The sequence below is a fragment of the Paraburkholderia sp. GAS199 genome (assembly GCF_050436585.1).
GTDB lineage: Bacteria > Pseudomonadota > Gammaproteobacteria > Burkholderiales > Burkholderiaceae > Paraburkholderia.
Genome location: NZ_JBNDMM010000004.1, coordinates 472,334 through 487,235 on the forward strand (window position 1 = coordinate 472,334; position 14,902 = coordinate 487,235).

12 protein-coding genes are annotated in these 14,902 nt (G+C 63.8%); 10 read left to right on the forward strand and 2 right to left on the reverse strand.

Annotated elements, in window-relative coordinates:
- Window positions 1–362: 362 nt before the first annotated feature.
- The 7 genes from P3T18_RS19050 (at window position 363) to P3T18_RS19080 (ending at window position 7,692) form a co-directional block, all read left to right on the forward strand.
- Complete coding sequence (locus tag P3T18_RS19050; protein ID WP_429301499.1) at window positions 363–1,415, forward strand: tRNA dihydrouridine synthase; 1,053 nt, start codon at window positions 363–365, stop codon at window positions 1,413–1,415.
- 75 nt (window positions 1,416–1,490) lie between these two features.
- Window positions 1,491–2,885 carry a 30S ribosomal protein S12 methylthiotransferase RimO gene (gene rimO / locus P3T18_RS19055; protein ID WP_429301500.1) on the forward strand — a complete coding sequence of 465 codons (1,395 nt, stop codon included), beginning with the start codon at window positions 1,491–1,493 and terminating at the stop codon, window positions 2,883–2,885.
- Window positions 2,886–2,888: 3 nt separating this feature from the next.
- Complete coding sequence (locus tag P3T18_RS19060; protein WP_429301501.1) at window positions 2,889–3,824, forward strand: sugar kinase; 936 nt, start codon at window positions 2,889–2,891, stop codon at window positions 3,822–3,824.
- Between the two features lie 73 nt (window positions 3,825–3,897).
- On the forward strand, window positions 3,898–5,082 hold the full coding sequence (gene bktB / locus P3T18_RS19065; protein ID WP_429301502.1) for a beta-ketothiolase BktB: 1,185 nt from the start codon (window positions 3,898–3,900) through the stop codon (window positions 5,080–5,082).
- 49 nt (window positions 5,083–5,131) lie between these two features.
- Window positions 5,132–5,788 carry a hypothetical protein gene (locus P3T18_RS19070; RefSeq protein WP_429301503.1) on the forward strand — a complete coding sequence of 219 codons (657 nt, stop codon included), beginning with the start codon at window positions 5,132–5,134 and terminating at the stop codon, window positions 5,786–5,788.
- A 75-nt stretch (window positions 5,789–5,863) separates the two neighbouring features.
- Entirely contained in the window at window positions 5,864–7,048 is a 1,185-nt protein-coding gene (locus P3T18_RS19075; RefSeq protein ID WP_429301504.1) for a cystathionine beta-lyase, read from the forward strand.
- Window positions 7,049–7,245: 197 nt separating this feature from the next.
- Entirely contained in the window at window positions 7,246–7,692 is a 447-nt protein-coding gene (locus P3T18_RS19080) for a hypothetical protein (protein WP_429301505.1), read from the forward strand.
- A gap of 249 nt (window positions 7,693–7,941) precedes the next feature.
- Here the strand turns inward: P3T18_RS19080 and serB are convergent, their stop codons facing one another.
- Window positions 7,942–8,781 (reverse strand): phosphoserine phosphatase SerB, encoded by an 840-nt coding sequence (serB, locus tag P3T18_RS19085; RefSeq protein ID WP_429301506.1) that lies wholly within the window; start codon window positions 8,779–8,781, stop codon window positions 7,942–7,944.
- A 378-nt stretch (window positions 8,782–9,159) separates the two neighbouring features.
- Here serB and P3T18_RS19090 point away from each other — a divergent pair, with 378 nt between their 5' ends.
- The 3 genes from P3T18_RS19090 (at window position 9,160) to P3T18_RS19100 (ending at window position 13,766) form a co-directional block, all read left to right on the forward strand.
- Window positions 9,160–10,224, forward strand: a complete 1,065-nt coding sequence (locus tag P3T18_RS19090; RefSeq protein ID WP_429301507.1) for a Ku protein — start codon at window positions 9,160–9,162, stop codon at window positions 10,222–10,224.
- A 38-nt stretch (window positions 10,225–10,262) separates the two neighbouring features.
- A complete protein-coding gene (gene ligD / locus P3T18_RS19095; protein ID WP_429301508.1) occupies window positions 10,263–13,355 on the forward strand; it encodes a non-homologous end-joining DNA ligase in 3,093 nt (1,030 codons plus the stop codon).
- Window positions 13,356–13,454: 99 nt separating this feature from the next.
- Complete coding sequence (locus tag P3T18_RS19100) at window positions 13,455–13,766, forward strand: hypothetical protein (RefSeq protein WP_429301509.1); 312 nt, start codon at window positions 13,455–13,457, stop codon at window positions 13,764–13,766.
- A gap of 87 nt (window positions 13,767–13,853) precedes the next feature.
- Here P3T18_RS19100 and P3T18_RS19105 read toward each other — a convergent pair whose 3' ends face one another.
- The gene (locus tag P3T18_RS19105) at window positions 13,854–14,831 is read right to left on the reverse strand and encodes a LysR family transcriptional regulator (protein ID WP_429301510.1); all 978 of its coding nucleotides are present in this window, start codon (window positions 14,829–14,831) and stop codon (window positions 13,854–13,856) included.
- Window positions 14,832–14,902: the final 71 nt, after the last annotated feature.

Genomic DNA, 14,902 nt, shown 5'->3' on the forward strand with positions numbered 1-14,902 from the left:
CACCCATGCTGCGTTTTCGTCCGCGTGATCGCCGCGTGATCGTCGTGTCACTGCGGCGGCGGGCGTCAGGCAAGCCACGGCGGCTTCGCGCCCTCGCGCGGTAGAATGCAGGGCTGTGTGCGCGGGGCGTGTTGCGTAGCGAAGGTCGACGATCTTCGCTTGCGGACTCCCGGCGCATGGTCGCCATTCGTCGCCGTCGCCACCGCTGTGCGCCTGCCAGCGTCATTTTCTATGTCATCCGCCATGCACGACACGCGCCCGATGCAGGCCAGCCCGGCTGAATTCGTCCGCGCGGTCGATCCCGACTTTTCCGGCTCTCCGAGCCGCCTTTCGAAGCGCGTTCATACGGCGCTCGCACGCGCATGAGCCGCCTTTTTCTCGCGCCGATGGAAGGGCTGGCCGACTACGTCCTGCGCGACGTGCTGACCAGCACGGGCGGATTCGACGGCTGCGTGTCCGAGTTCGTGCGTATTACCGGCTCGATCCTGCCGGAGCGCGTCTACGAGCGCGACACCCCCGAAATTCTGCATGGCGGACGCACGCCGGCCGGCACACCCATGGTGATCCAGCTGCTCGGCAGCGATCCCGCGTGGATGGCGCTGAACGCGGCGCAGGCCGCAGCGCTGTCGCCGTATGGCGTCGATCTGAACTTCGGCTGTCCCGCGAAAGTGGTCAACCGGCACGGCGGCGGCGCCATGCTGCTGGCCGAACCGGAGCAGCTGAACCGGATCGTGGCGGCCGTTCGCGCCGCGGTGCCCGCCGGGATCGCCGTGACGGCCAAGATGCGGCTCGGCGTGTCCGACACGTCGCTGGCGATCGACTGCGCCACGGCGCTGGCCGAAGGCGGCGCGCAGTCGCTGGTGGTGCACGCGCGCACCCGCGACGACGGCTACCGGCCGCCCGCCCACTGGGAATGGATCGCGCGCATCGACGACGCCGTCGACGTGCCCGTCACCGCCAACGGCGAAGTCTGGACCGCGGCCGACTGGGCGCGCTGCCGCGCGGTGAGCGGCTGCCGCGACGTGATGATCGGACGCGGCGCCGTGTCCGATCCTTTTCTCGCGCTGCGTATCCGGGGGCACATGGAGCCGACGCCGTCGGCGCAGGAATGGCCCATGGTGCTGGGCCATATTGCAGGCTATCTGACGAAGCTCGCCAGCCGCGTTGCGTCGCGTCACGAGCATGGCCGCGTGAAAATGTGGCTCAGCTATCTGAAGCGGACGTGGCCGCAGGCCGCCGAACTGCACGCCGCGATCAGGCGGCTTCACGATTCGCGCGATATTCTCGCGGTGATCGAGCAGGCGCTCGACACCTATGGTCGCGTAGCCGGCCCGCGAGTCGAGGCGGCCGGGCGGGGTGAAACGGTCATGGATCAAGGCTCGCGCGAGGCCAGCGAGCCGGCGATTGCGGGCTAAAATTCAAAGACTTACGAGCGGTCGCCCGGCCGAACCGCTACAATTCAAGGTTTAACGTCTTCAAGCGGTCCCCCCATGTCTGCCTCACCCACGATTGCCCCGAATTCCCCGACCGCCGCGCCGAAAGTCGGTTTCGTTTCGCTCGGTTGCCCGAAAGCGCTGGTCGACTCCGAACAGATCATCACGCAGCTGCGCGCCGAAGGCTATGAGATCTCCGGCACGTACGACGGCGCCGACCTCGTGGTCGTCAACACCTGCGGTTTCATCGACGAAGCCGTGCAGGAAAGCCTCGACGCGATCGGCGAAGCGCTCCACGAAAACGGCAAGGTGATCGTCACCGGCTGCCTCGGCGCGAAGAAAAGCGGTAGCGGTTCGGGGCTGATCGAAGAGGTTCATCCGAAGGTGCTGGCCGTGACCGGTCCGCACGCGGTCGGCGAAGTGATGCAGCATGTCCACACGCATCTGCCCAAGCCGCACGATCCGTTCGTCGATCTGGTGCCGGCCGCCGGCGTGAAACTCACGCCACGCCACTACGCGTACCTGAAAATCTCCGAAGGCTGTAATCACCGCTGCACGTTCTGCATCATCCCGTCGATGCGCGGCGACCTCGTGTCGCGCCCGGTCGCGGAAGTCATGCTTGAAGCGGAGAATCTGTTCAAGAGCGGCGTCAAGGAATTGCTCGTCATTTCGCAGGACACGAGCGCGTACGGCGTCGACGTCAAGTACCGCACGGGTTTCTGGAACGGCAAGCCAATCAAGACGCGCATGACCGACCTCGTCGGCGCGCTCGGCGAACTGGCGGCGCAATATGGCGCGTGGGTTCGTCTGCACTACGTGTATCCGTATCCGAGCGTCGACGAAGTCATTCCGATGATGGCCCAGGGCCCGTACAAGGGTCACGTGCTGCCGTATCTCGACGTGCCGTTCCAGCACGCGCATCCGGAAGTGCTCAAGCGCATGAAGCGCCCGGCCAATGCCGAGAAGGTCATGGAACGCGTCAAGGCATGGCGCGAAATGTGTCCTGACCTGACCATCCGCAGCACTTTCATCGCCGGTTTTCCGGGCGAGACCGAAGAACAGTTCGAAACGCTGCTCGACTTCATCCGCGAGGCGGAACTGGATCGCGTCGGCTGCTTCGCCTATTCGCCGGTCGAAGGCGCCACGGCCAACGAACTCGACGGCGCGTTGCCCGACGAAGTGCGTGAAGCGCGCCGCGCGCGTTTCATGGAAGTCGCCGAAGAAGTGTCGGCCAAACGCATCGCGAAGAAGGTCGGCAAGACCCTGAAAGTGCTGGTGGACGAAATCAACGCCGACGGCGGTATCGGCCGCACAGCGGCGGACGCCCCCGAGATCGACGGCGTGGTGTACATCGCGCCGGCCACGAAGGCTTCGAAGCGCTACAAGGTCGGCGATTTCGTTTCGGTGAAGATCACCGGCGCCGACGGCCACGACCTGTGGGGCGAGGTCTAAGTCATGGCGGTCAGCATGGAACGCACGCCGGAGATTCTCGCGCTCGGCGAGGCGATGATTGAGTTCAACCAGTCGGCCAAAGACCAGCCGAACTATCTGCAAGGTTTCGGCGGCGATACCTCGAACTTCTGCATCGCGGCGGCGCGCCAGGGCGCCCGCACCGGCTTCGTGTCGGCGGTCGGCAGCGATCATTTCGGGCGCCTGCTGATCGATCTGTGGGAGCGTGAGCAGGTCGATACGTCGCTGGTCCGCGTGGACGCACAGGCGCCCACGGGCGTCTACTTCGTGTCCCACGGTCCCAACGGCCACGCGTTCGATTACCTGCGCGCCGGCTCGGCCGCGAGCCGCTACGCGCCGCACGATCTGCCGCTCGAGGCGATCGCCGCGGCCAAGGTCATCCATCTGTCCGGCATCAGTCTCGCCATCGGCGTGAACGCGTGCGACGCGGCGCTTGCCGCCATTCAGCATGCACGCGCGAACGGCGTACGCGTGAGCTTCGACACCAATCTGCGGCTGAAGCTGTGGCCGCTCGCGCGCGCACGCGCCGTGATGCTGGAAGCGATCCGTCACACGGACATCTGCCTGCCGAGTTGGGACGACGTCACCGAACTCACCGGCCTCACGGGCCGCGACGAAATCGTCGATTTTCTGCTGGCGCAGGGGCCGCGCGTGGTCGCGCTCAAGCTCGGCAAGGAAGGCTCGTATATCGCTACGCCCGACGAGCGGCGCGTCGTGCCGGGCCACGCCGTCAACGCGCTCGACGCAACCGGCGCGGGCGACTGCTTCGGCGGCGCGTTCATCGCGCGCATCGTGGCCGGCGACGATCCCTTCCAGGCAGCGCGTTATGCTAACGTCGCTGCGGCGCTGTCCACGCAAGGCTATGGCGCGGTCGCGCCGATTCCGTCGCGCGCGACGGTCGAACACATTCTGGCGGGCTGACACGAAGCGCTGCAACGTACAGCCGGCAGTCCGCCCAAACAGCCAATCTTGAGAGACTAAGGAGGAGCGAACGATGCAACGGGAAGTCGTAGTGGTGAGCGGTGTGCGTACGGCAATCGGCGGATTCGGCGGCAGTCTGAAAGACTTCGCGCCTACCGATCTGGGCGCGCGCGTCGTGCGCGAAGCGCTGTCGCGCGCCAGCGTGTCGGGCGACGAAGTCGGCCACGTGGTGTTCGGCAATGTCGTGCACACCGAACCCAAAGACATGTATCTGGCCCGCGTCGCCGCGATCAATGGCGGCGTGGCGCAACACACGCCCGCGCTCACCGTGAACCGGCTGTGTGGTTCCGGCTTGCAGGCCATCGTTTCGGCCGCACAGAGCGTGCTGCTCGGCGACGCCGACATCGCGATCGGCGGCGGCGCGGAAAACATGAGCCGCGCGCCGTATTCGATGCCCGCCGCGCGCTTCGGTCAGCGCATGGGCGACGCCCGTCTCGTCGACATGATGGTCGGCGCGCTCAACGACCCGTTCCAGTCGATCCACATGGGCGTGACGGCCGAAAACGTCGCGCGCAAATACGACATCTCGCGTGAACAGCAAGACGCGCTCGCGCTCGAATCGCATCGCCGCGCGGCCAACGCCATTTCGAACGGCTACTTCAAGGACCAGATCCTGCCGATCACGATCCCCTCGAAAAAGGGTGACGTCGTATTCGACACGGACGAACACGCGCGATTGAACGCGAGCGCGGAAGACTTCTCCAAGCTGAAGCCGGTGTTCGCGAAAGAAAACGGCACGGTGACGGCCGGCAACGCGTCGGGCATCAACGACGCCGCCGCAGCCGTCGTGCTGATGGAGCGCGGCGTCGCGCAGCAGCGCGGTATCAAGCCGCTCGCGCGGCTCGTTTCGTACGCGCATGCCGGCGTCGATCCGGCCTACATGGGCATCGGCCCGGTGCCGGCGACGCGCAAGGCGCTGGAACGCGCCGGGCTGACGGTCGCCGACCTCGACGTGATCGAGGCGAACGAAGCCTTCGCTGCGCAAGCCTGCGCGGTCAGCAAGGAACTGGGCTTCGATCCGGCCAAGGTGAATCCGAACGGCTCGGGCATTTCGCTGGGCCACCCCATCGGCGCAACCGGTGCGGTGATCACGGTCAAGGCGTTGTACGAATTGCAGCGCATTGGCGGACGCTATGCGCTGGTGACGATGTGCATCGGCGGCGGCCAGGGCATCGCCGCCATCTTCGAGCGCATCTGAAGGCGCGGCGTCACGGCAATCTCGTAGCAGGCAACAAAGGAAGTCACGGATGCAGAAATCGAACGCGATGAAGGGCACGGCAGGTCGGCGTGGTCAGGTTGTTTCACGAGTCCCTGTGCTCCGGCATGCCGTGAGTGCCGTCGCGCTCATGTGCGCGGGCGTGATGACGTTTTTGCCCGCGCAGGCATGGGCCGAAAGCGACGCCGTCAAGGAACTGGCGGCGCCGCCCCCGATCCAGTTGCCGCTCAAGCCGAGCCCCGAATTCGCCCGATTCCCGCGCTATGCCGGCATGCTGGGTTCGCGTCAGATCGTCTTGCGACTCGGCGCGAAGACGGACGACCCCGCTGGCGTTCACGGCGAATATCAGTACACCGATACCGGCGAGGTCATCCTGATCGCGGGCGACCGCGACGGCGACACGCTCGAAGTCGAAGAATCGAACGACGGCACGCACATCACCGGCAACTGGGTCGGCAAATTTGCCGCGGACGGCTCGGTGCAAGGCGAGCGCATGAACGTCGACGATTCCGATCCGCGCGACTTCGATCTGAAACCGCTGGCGGCTGGGCAGGCCGTGCCGCCGCCGGGTGCGCCGGCCGTGGCCGCGTCCGCGCCGGATGCCAAGGAGGGCGCCACGGCGCCCAGGCCGTCCTCGGGTAGCGGGCACGCCGTCGGCGGCGTCAGCAACCTGCAAACCGGCGAGTGACGCGCAGCGCGCGGGCCATTGCCGCTCGCGCCACCGCCGCACTTCGCTTCCGTACGACACTCACCGACCTTCATCATGACCCAATCCAAACTCAAATGTGGCCTGCAAACGCGCATCGTGCGCGCCGAAGACCAGCTGACGCCGGGCTTCGAATCGTTTTCGATGCCGGTCACGCGCGCGTCGACGGTCGTGTTCCCCGACCTCGCTACCATGCGTGCGCTCGACTGGAAGAACGACGCGCAATGGCGCTACGGCCTCCACGCGACACCCACGTCGCTCGCGCTTGCGCAGCGGCTCGCCGCGATCGAGGGCGGCAATCATGCGCTGTTGCAGCCGTCGGGTCTGTCGTCCATCTCGAACGTGTACTTCGGGCTCGTGAAGTCCGGTGACGACGTGCTGATTCCCGATAACGTCTATTCGCCGAACCGCGATCACGGCGACTGGCTGGCGCGCGATTTCGGCGTGACGGTGCGCTATTACGACCCGATGATCGGCGCCGGCATCGACGCGCTGATCCAGCCGAACACGCGTCTGATCTGGCTGGAAGCGCCCGGTTCGGTCACCATGGAAGTCGCCGACATACCCGCCATCACGGCGGCTGCACGCGCGCGAAACGTCGTCACGGCAATCGACAATACGTGGTCGGCCGGACTCGGTTTTCGTCCGTTCGATCACGGCGTCGACATCTCGGTGCAGGCGCTGACCAAGTATCAGTCGGGCGGCGGCGATGTGCTGATGGGCGCAACGATCACGGTCGACCGCGAATTGCACCTCAAGCTGAAGGCGGCGCGCATGCGCATGGGTGTCGGCGTGTCGTCGGACGACTGCTCGCTCATCCTTCGCAGTTTGCCGAGCATGAAGTTGCGCTTCGAACAGCACGACCGCTCGGCGCTCGGTCTCGCCAACTGGCTAAAAACACGGCCGGAAATCGCCGCCGTTCTGCATCCGGCTCTCGCCGACTGTCCCGGCCACGAGTTCTTCGAGCGTGATTTCACGGGCGCGGGCGGCCTGTTTTCCGTCGTCTTCGACGGACGTTTCAGCGCGGCGCAGATCGACACATTCTGCGAGTCGCTCGAACTGTTTTCGATCGGCTGGAGCTGGGGCGGCGCGCACAGCCTCGTCATGCCCTACGACGTCGCGTCCATGCGAACCGCCGGCAACTGGCCGCATCGCGGCACGCTGGTGCGCTTCTATATCGGCCTGGAAGAAGAGGCCGATCTGCGCGCGGACATTGAACACTGTCTGGCTGCGCTCGCGTGAACGGCGTCTGATTTTTCTCTGGCGCACACCATCTGGTGCAGACGCTTCGAAGCCCATCGGCACTCGTGCCCGATGGGCTTTTTTGTTGGACAGTTGATAAGCAAACCTGACCATTCGGCCGACTGGTCGGCGTTCTGTTTCGAACTTACGATAGCGCACATCCTGTTCAACGGCGTGTCACGCAATGGTGAGTATCGATGAATCTGTTCTTCTGGGCGTTGCTGAATCTTTTCGTGCCGATCTTCGGCCCGATCTTTACGCTGGCGCTCATGGCGCCTACACACGGCCGAGCCATCGCATGGCGCTTGATCCGCGCGTCGGTGCGAGATGGTCAACTGTTCTGGTGTGCGATCGGTTTGTGTGCGGCGGCACTTTATGAGGCGATGACGGCGTTCGAACGGGGGCGCGTAGGAGTGCTGGTGCTGGAGGCGAGTGTTTTCGCGCTGGTCATGCTGGCGTTTATCTCTTCGATGCTGGTGACTTCGCTGTCGCTCAAATTATGCGAGGCATATCCGAGCCGCGTAACACAAGGGCAAGCACAACGCGACATCTGGGCCGACCGGTTGCCGGCGATAAAACTCTCGGTCGTGGTGACCTTGCTGGCCTCGATTATCTCCGGCGGTCTTCATTTCTATCTCGACTGATTTTTTCAGGATGAGCCGCCATTTATACTAGGACACCTAACGGAGATGGTTATGCCAAGTTTATATAAGTATCTGCAATCCGAGCGCAATCGTGAGTGCTTCGAGTCGTTCATGATGGGGCTTGCATTTGGCACTGTCATTATGTTTATGGCCGTGCTCATTATCGACTGGTGCAACAGGTGAAACCAGGTCGCGCCGGTCATGTCGTGGGTCATATCGATCCATCGTGGCCGGCGCAACCTCCGATCTTCAGAACAGCCGCAGCAGCCCGTCCAGTCCAACATAGTTGAACGCTACGCTCGCCGCCTCGCGTACCACCGGCTTCGCACGAAACGCTACCGACAATCCCGCCGCTGCCATCATCTTCAGATCGTTCGAACCGTCGCCCATGGCAATCGCGCGAGTCGTCTCAATGCCCAGTTGTGCGCAAGTCTCGCGCAGCGTGCGTGCCTTCACGTCGGCGTTGACTATCTCGCCCAACACCTGGCCGGTCAGCTTGCCGTCCACGATTTCCAGCGTGTTGGCGCGCGTGAAATCGAGTCCGAGTCGTGCCTTCAGTTTCTCGGTGAAGAACGTGAAGCCGCCCGACACCAGCAAGGTCTTCAGGCCGGCGGCCTTCGCGCCTGCCAGCATTTTTTCCGCGCCGGGCGAGAGTTGCAGTCGCTCTTCATAAACCCGTTCGAGTGCGCTGGCGTCGAGACCTTTGAGCAAGGCCACGCGACGCGTCAGGCTTTCGTTGAAGTCCTTGATCTCGCCGCGCATCGACGCTTCCGTGATGGCTGCCACTTCCGCCTTCAGACCGCAGAAGTCGGCGATCTCGTCGATGCACTCGATCGTGATCAAGGTCGAGTCCATGTCCATGGCAACCAGACCGAAGTCGTTCAGCGGGCGTCCCGCTTCGACAAACGCGTAGTCCAGTTGATGCGTGCCGCAATACACGTCGAGATCGGGGCGCTGGGCGATATCGGCATCGGCGATACGAATCGCTTGCGGGTCGATGGCGATTGCATGCGAGCCGCGTGCAAGTGCGACGAGCGCTTTGTGATGATCGGCGGAAAGAGGCGCGGGACTTTGGATGACGAGGTTCATAGGTAAGGCGGCAAAGCGAAAGAGGGCGGGCGCGCGACGCGCGGACAATCCCGCTATTGTAACGGCTCGCCGACGCGTGGTTTGAGGCCAAGGCTCGACGCTGTGGCGGCAAATTGGGCAATACGTGCCGCGTCGCTTAGTGCCATCCTGCTTTTAACCCCGCTGCTCGTCGTTCATGGTTCACCCCCGCCGCGCTCCGTATCTTTTGCCGACTTGACGCAAGTCTTACAACCGCTTGCACGTGCCCTGCGCCCGCCGCTGGCACCGCGCGATGCACTGGCCCGTCTGCGGGTGACGCGTCGTGACCGTGCGATCCATGCCGGCCGCCGTGGCACGCTTGCTGCTTCACCGAAGGTCTTAGGCCTTGGGGAGCGGACGATGGCACACATGATCTGGAAAGGCGCAATCAGCTTCGGCCTCGTCCACGTACCGGTGCAACTCTATCCGGCAACGCAGTCGGAGAAGGTCGGTTTCAATCTGCTCGACAAGCGCACGATCGATCCGATCGGCTACAAGCAGATCAACAAGCGCAGCGGCAAGGATGTGGCGCGCGAGAACATCGTGCGCGGATTCGAATATGAGAAGGACAAGTACGTCGTGCTGTCGGACGACGAAATCCGCTCGGCGAATCCAGAGTCGACGCAAACCGTCGACATTCTCGCTTTCGTCGACGCGCCCGATATCTCGTTCCTCTATCTCGACACGCCGTATTACCTCACGCCCGATCGCAAGGGCGAGAAGGTCTATGCGCTGCTGCGCGAAGCCATGAAGGCATCGGGCAAGATCGGCGTGGCGAACGTGGTGCTGCACAACAAGCAGCATCTCGCCGCGCTGATTCCGGTCGGACCGATGCTGGCGCTCAACACGCTGCGCTGGGCCGCCGAGGTCCGCGATTTCGACGAATTCAAGGTGCCCGCGGACGGCGTGAAAAAAGCCGGCGTGACGAGCCGCGAACTCGATATGGCGAAAAAGCTGATCGAGGATATGAGCGACACGTGGAACCCGTCGGACTATCACGACACCTTCCGCGACGACATCATGGCGCTGGTGGAGCGCAAGATTCACGAAGGCAAGACCGAAGAAATCACGGAAGTCGAAACGCCGCGCGAATCGCGGCAGTCGGCTGATATTCTCGATTTGTCTGATTTGCTCAAGCGCAGCTTAGGACGAGGCGGCAAAGGCAAGCCGGCTGCCGGCTCGCGCAAAGCGGCCGCGGACGACGAGGATGAGGACGAAGCCGACGACGAAGACGACGACACGTCGGATGACGCATCGCCGGCCAGAAAAAAGGTTTCCGCAAAAGCGCCGGCGCGCAAAACGTCCACGCGATCCGCCCCAAAGACCGCGGCCCGTAAAACGTCGGCCCCGGCTACGCGCGGTGCGAATCGCGGTGTTGCCGCCAAAGCCGCGCCGGCGGCGCGCAAGCGTCGCGCGGCGGCCTGATCTTCGGGCACGCGCGCCGGATTCTTCATGAACTCGCCATGAACGACAGGCTCGATCTCTACAAGCGCAAGCGCCGTTTCGATGAAACGCCGGAGCCGTCGGGCGTGGCCGCGCGTCGCAAAACGCGCGACAAGGCTGCCGCCGATGCCGCGTTGTCCTACGTGATTCAGGAACACAACGCGCGTCATCTTCACTACGATTTCCGGCTCGAATTGAACGGGAGTCTGCTGTCGTGGGCGGTGCCGAAGGGACCGAGTCTCGATCCGTCGGTCAAACGCCTCGCGGTGCATGTCGAAGATCATCCGCTGGAATACGGCTCGTTCGAAGGCGAGATTCCGCCGGGCAATTACGGCGCGGGTTCGGTGCTCGTGTGGGACCGCGGAACGTGGGAGCCGGTCGGCGGCGCTGCTCAGGCAGCGAAAGACTACGCCGGCGGCAAGCTCAAGTTCAGGTTGCACGGGGAAAAACTTCAGGGCGGCTGGACGATCGTTCGCAGCCGCATGCGCGGCAGCGGCGACAAGGAGCAATGGCTGCTCATCAAGGAACGCGACGACGAAGCGCGCGACGAAAGCGAATACGACGTGCTGAAAAAGCGGCCCGGCAGCGTACTGGCCGGCAAGGCGACGCGCAAAGCCGCATCCAGAGCGAAAGCCGGTACGACCGCGGACGCGCGCGCCGCTTCCAAAGCCAGCACGAGCGCCAGATCCAAAAAACCTGCGACGCGACGCGCCGACCCCAAGCAAACCGACATCGTCGCCACGCGCAGCACGGATTCGCTGCGCGAGCTGGCCGCTGCGCCCGCCATTCAGGGAGCGGTCAAGGCGGCATTGCCCGCTTCGTTCAAGCCGCAACTGGCCACGCTCGTCGACGCGGCGCCGCCGGGCGATGCCTGGTCGTACGAGATCAAGTTCGACGGATATCGCGTGCTGGTTCGCATCGACCGTGCGGGCAAGCGTGACGCCGTGAAAATTTTCACGCGAGCCGGCAACGACTGGACCGCGAAGTTCAGCAAGCAGGTAAAGGCCTTCGATCGCCTCGATATCGAGCGCGCCTGGCTCGACGGCGAAGCGGTCGTGCTCGACGCGAACGGCGTGCCGAATTTTCAGGCGCTGCAGAACGCGTTCGACGCGCATCGTCCGCAAGACATTGTCATCTATCTGTTCGACGTGCCGTTTCTGAACGGCTACGACTTGCGTGGCGTGCCGCTCGAACAGCGCCGCGCCATTTTGCGCGCGCTGCTCGACGCGGACGACGACAGCGTGCTGAGATTTTCGAACGACTTCGACTTCAGCGCCGACGATCTGCTGAAGAGCGCCTGCGACATGGCGCTCGAAGGCATCATCGGCAAGCGGCGCGATAGCGCTTATACGTCAGGACGTTCGCAGGCGTGGATCAAGCTCAAGTGCCGACGGCGCCAGGAGTTCGTGATCGGCGGCTATTCGGAACCGGCCGGCAGCCGCGCGGCGTTCGGCGCGCTGCTGCTCGGTGTGTATGACGAAGACGGCAAATTGCAGTATGCCGGTCGCGTCGGCACGGGTTTCGATGCGGCGCTATTGCGCTCGGTGAAAAAAGCGCTCGACGCTCACGAAACGCAGCGCATGCCGTTTGCCAGCGCCCCGCGCGAGCGCAGCCGGACGCCGGTGCATTGGGTCGAACCGAAGCTGGTGTGCGAATGCAATTTCGCGGAATGGACCAGCGAGCGCATCGTGCGACAGGCGTCGTTCGTCAGCCTGCGCGACGACAAACCGGCGCGACAGATCGTCAAGGAAGCACCTCGTCAAGGAGCCGACGTGGAACAGCACAACGACACCGTGTCAGATGACGCCGCTAGCGGCGCAGCCAAACCGCGTACAACGAAAAAAGCCGGTACGGTTAAGGCGAAGTCTGTTGATGCGGCTGCGCCGAAGACGACGGCGAGAAAGAGCGCAGCGAAGAAGGCGGCAGTCACCAAGGCGACGTCCAGTCCGACATCAAGCCGGAAAGCAGCCACAACCAAAGCGGCAACAACGAAAGCAGCAACAGCGAAAGCCGCAACCAAAACAGCCACAACCAAAACAGCCACAACCAAAACAGCCACAACCAAAACAGCCGCAACCAAAACAGCCGCAACCAAAACAGCCGCAACCAAAACAGCCGCAACCAAAACAGCCGCAACCAAAACAGCCACAACCAAAACAGCCGCAACCAAAACAGCCGCAACCAAAACAGCCACAACCAAAACAGCCACAACCCAAGACCGCATCGAAATCGCCGGCGTGCGCGTGTCCCATCCCGATCGTGTCATCGACACCCGCAGCGGGACGCGCAAGATCGACCTCGTGCGGTACTACGAATCCGTGGCTGAGTGGATGCTGCCGCATGTGCAGGACCGTCCGGTGTCGCTCGTGCGCGCGCCGGAAGATATCGGCGGCGAACTGTTCTTCCAGAAACACAGCCAGAAGCTGTCGATTCCGAATGTCACGCAGCATCCGGGACTCGATCCGGGACATCCGCCCTTGATCAGCGTCGACACGGTCGAGGCGCTGGTCGGCGCGGCGCAGATGGGCACGGTCGAATTTCATACGTGGAACGGCGTGGTGTCGAACCTCGAAAAGCCCGATCGCATGGTGTTCGATCTCGACCCCGATGCATCGCTCGGCTGGGAGCGCATGATCGAGGCCGCGCAACTCACGCGCTCGCTGCTCGAAGAACTCGGCCTCGTGTCGTTCTGCAAGACGAGCGGCGGCAAAGGCTTTCACGTGGTCGTGCCGCTCGCGAAGCAAGCCGGCTGGGACGAGGTGAAGGAGTTCTCGCAGGCGGTCGCGCAGCATATGGCAAGCACCTTGCCCAAATACTTCAGCGCAAAGATGGGCGCGCAGAACCGCAAACAAAAAATCTTCGTCGACTATCTGCGTAACAACCGCGGGTCGAGCACGGTCGCGGCGTTTTCGTCGCGCGCACGGCCGGGGCTCGGCGTTTCCGTGCCGCTGGCGTGGGACGAAGTGCCTCACACCACGAGCGGCGATCAATGGAACATCGACAACCTGCACGAACGTCTCGCGGATCTCAAGCGTGATCCGTGGGCGGATTATGCCGGCACACGTCAGCGTATTACCGCTGCCATGAAAAAGCGGCTGGCCGGCGCGGCATGAATGTGAATCCTGCCGGTTTCGACCGTGACCCCAGCCGCGTGCAGACATGCCTCACGGCATGTCTGCACCTCATTCCATGAATACAAAAAGGAGCAAGCCATGAAGACTTCCGCCCAATCGTCGGACGGCGACAAGCAAGCCGATCCGCACGCGAAAAAAGAGCCGCGTTCCATGCAGGAGGCGTCCGCGCCGCTGCCGCATGAAGCCGATCAGAATCCGGAGTCGCAACACGAAGACGGTCCACGCGATGTCGGCAAGCAGGCGCATCGCGACCTCGAACGCGGGCTGAAAGACACGGACCGTCGCGGCGGCGACGAGTACCAGAAGAAGACGCAGAACGACGCGCATACCGACGTGAACGCCGACAGTCAGTCGAGCGGCAAGCCGGCAAAAACCGCGGGCAAGCACTGAGCGATGGTCGTGCCGCGCACGGCCGGCTCATGCAGTTGCGGGTAGCGTTACCGTGGCGCTATGCCGCTTGCACGGACTCGCCGCGTCTCATTGCGACGCGTCGGGCTGACGGTCCCAATACGGCGGATCGCCGAAGTGTCCGGCGAGAAACTCGATGAACGCGAGCGTCTTCGGCGGCACGAATGCGCGGCTCGGATAGACCGCCCAGATCGCCACGTTCTCCGCGAGAGGATAGGCGTCGAGCACGCTGACAAGTGCGCCGCTGCGCAAATGCGGCGCCACGTCCCACGTCGATTTCAATGCGATGCCGAAGCCGTCGAGCAAGGCATCGCGGATCACTTCGCCGTTGTCGGTGACGAGCCGGCCGCTCACGCGCACGTCGAGCGGTCCCGCGGGCGTGACGAAGGCCCAGTCGCGCTGATCGGACAGGATGATGCACTCGTGCCGCGGCAATTCCGACGGATGATGCGGCGTGCCGTGCGCCGCGAGATAAGCCGGCGACGCGCAGATCACGCGGCGATTCACGGCGAGGCGCCGCGCCACCAGCGACGAATCTTTCAGCACGCCAATGCGGATCGCCACGTCGATGCCGGCGTCCACCAGATCGACCAGTTGATCGGTCAGTCTCAGATCGACGCTGACGCCGGGATAGCGCCGCAAGAATTCGCTGATGACCGGCGAGACATGCTGACGTCCGAACGAGGAGGGCATCGACACGCGCAGCCGGCCTTGCGGCTCTGCCTGCGCGCGACCGACCGACGCGCGTGCGGCATCGGCGGCGTCGAGCAGGCTCTGGGCGCGCGTCATGAACACTTCGCCGTCCTGCGTGAGACTGATCCGGCGCGTGGTTCGATGCAACAGCCGTGCGCCGAGCAATTTTTCCAGCTGCGCGATCCGCGAACTCGCCACGGCCGCCGAGAGGCCGAATTCCCGCCCCGCCGCCGATACGTTGGCGAGCAGGGCCGCCCGCACGAACAGCGCGACGTCGAGCAGATCGAGCCGCTCGCGCGCGTCGGGCGTGGTGGACATGGCGCGAGCCGCGTCCGTGGGAAGGTCCTGACTCATTATCTGGATTTTCAAAAAGATGTTTCAGTCATTATGGCTGTTTTCGAAGAGGAAAGATGGCTCTACGATGA

Coding starts and splice junctions, on each gene's coding strand:
- P3T18_RS19070 (WP_429301503.1), top strand. CDS start 5,132: ATGCAGAAATCGAACGCGATGAAGGGCACGGCAGGTCGGCGTGGTCAG.
- P3T18_RS19075 (WP_429301504.1), top strand. CDS start 5,864: ATGACCCAATCCAAACTCAAATGTGGCCTGCAAACGCGCATCGTGCGC.
- P3T18_RS19060 (WP_429301501.1), top strand. CDS start 2,889: ATGGCGGTCAGCATGGAACGCACGCCGGAGATTCTCGCGCTCGGCGAG.
- P3T18_RS19050 (WP_429301499.1), top strand. CDS start 363: ATGAGCCGCCTTTTTCTCGCGCCGATGGAAGGGCTGGCCGACTACGTC.
- serB (WP_429301506.1), bottom strand. CDS start 8,781: ATGAACCTCGTCATCCAAAGTCCCGCGCCTCTTTCCGCCGATCATCAC.
- P3T18_RS19100 (WP_429301509.1), top strand. CDS start 13,455: ATGAAGACTTCCGCCCAATCGTCGGACGGCGACAAGCAAGCCGATCCG.
- P3T18_RS19105 (WP_429301510.1), bottom strand. CDS start 14,831: ATGAGTCAGGACCTTCCCACGGACGCGGCTCGCGCCATGTCCACCACG.
- rimO (WP_429301500.1), top strand. CDS start 1,491: ATGTCTGCCTCACCCACGATTGCCCCGAATTCCCCGACCGCCGCGCCG.
- P3T18_RS19080 (WP_429301505.1), top strand. CDS start 7,246: ATGAATCTGTTCTTCTGGGCGTTGCTGAATCTTTTCGTGCCGATCTTC.
- P3T18_RS19090 (WP_429301507.1), top strand. CDS start 9,160: ATGGCACACATGATCTGGAAAGGCGCAATCAGCTTCGGCCTCGTCCAC.
- bktB (WP_429301502.1), top strand. CDS start 3,898: ATGCAACGGGAAGTCGTAGTGGTGAGCGGTGTGCGTACGGCAATCGGC.
- ligD (WP_429301508.1), top strand. CDS start 10,263: ATGAACGACAGGCTCGATCTCTACAAGCGCAAGCGCCGTTTCGATGAA.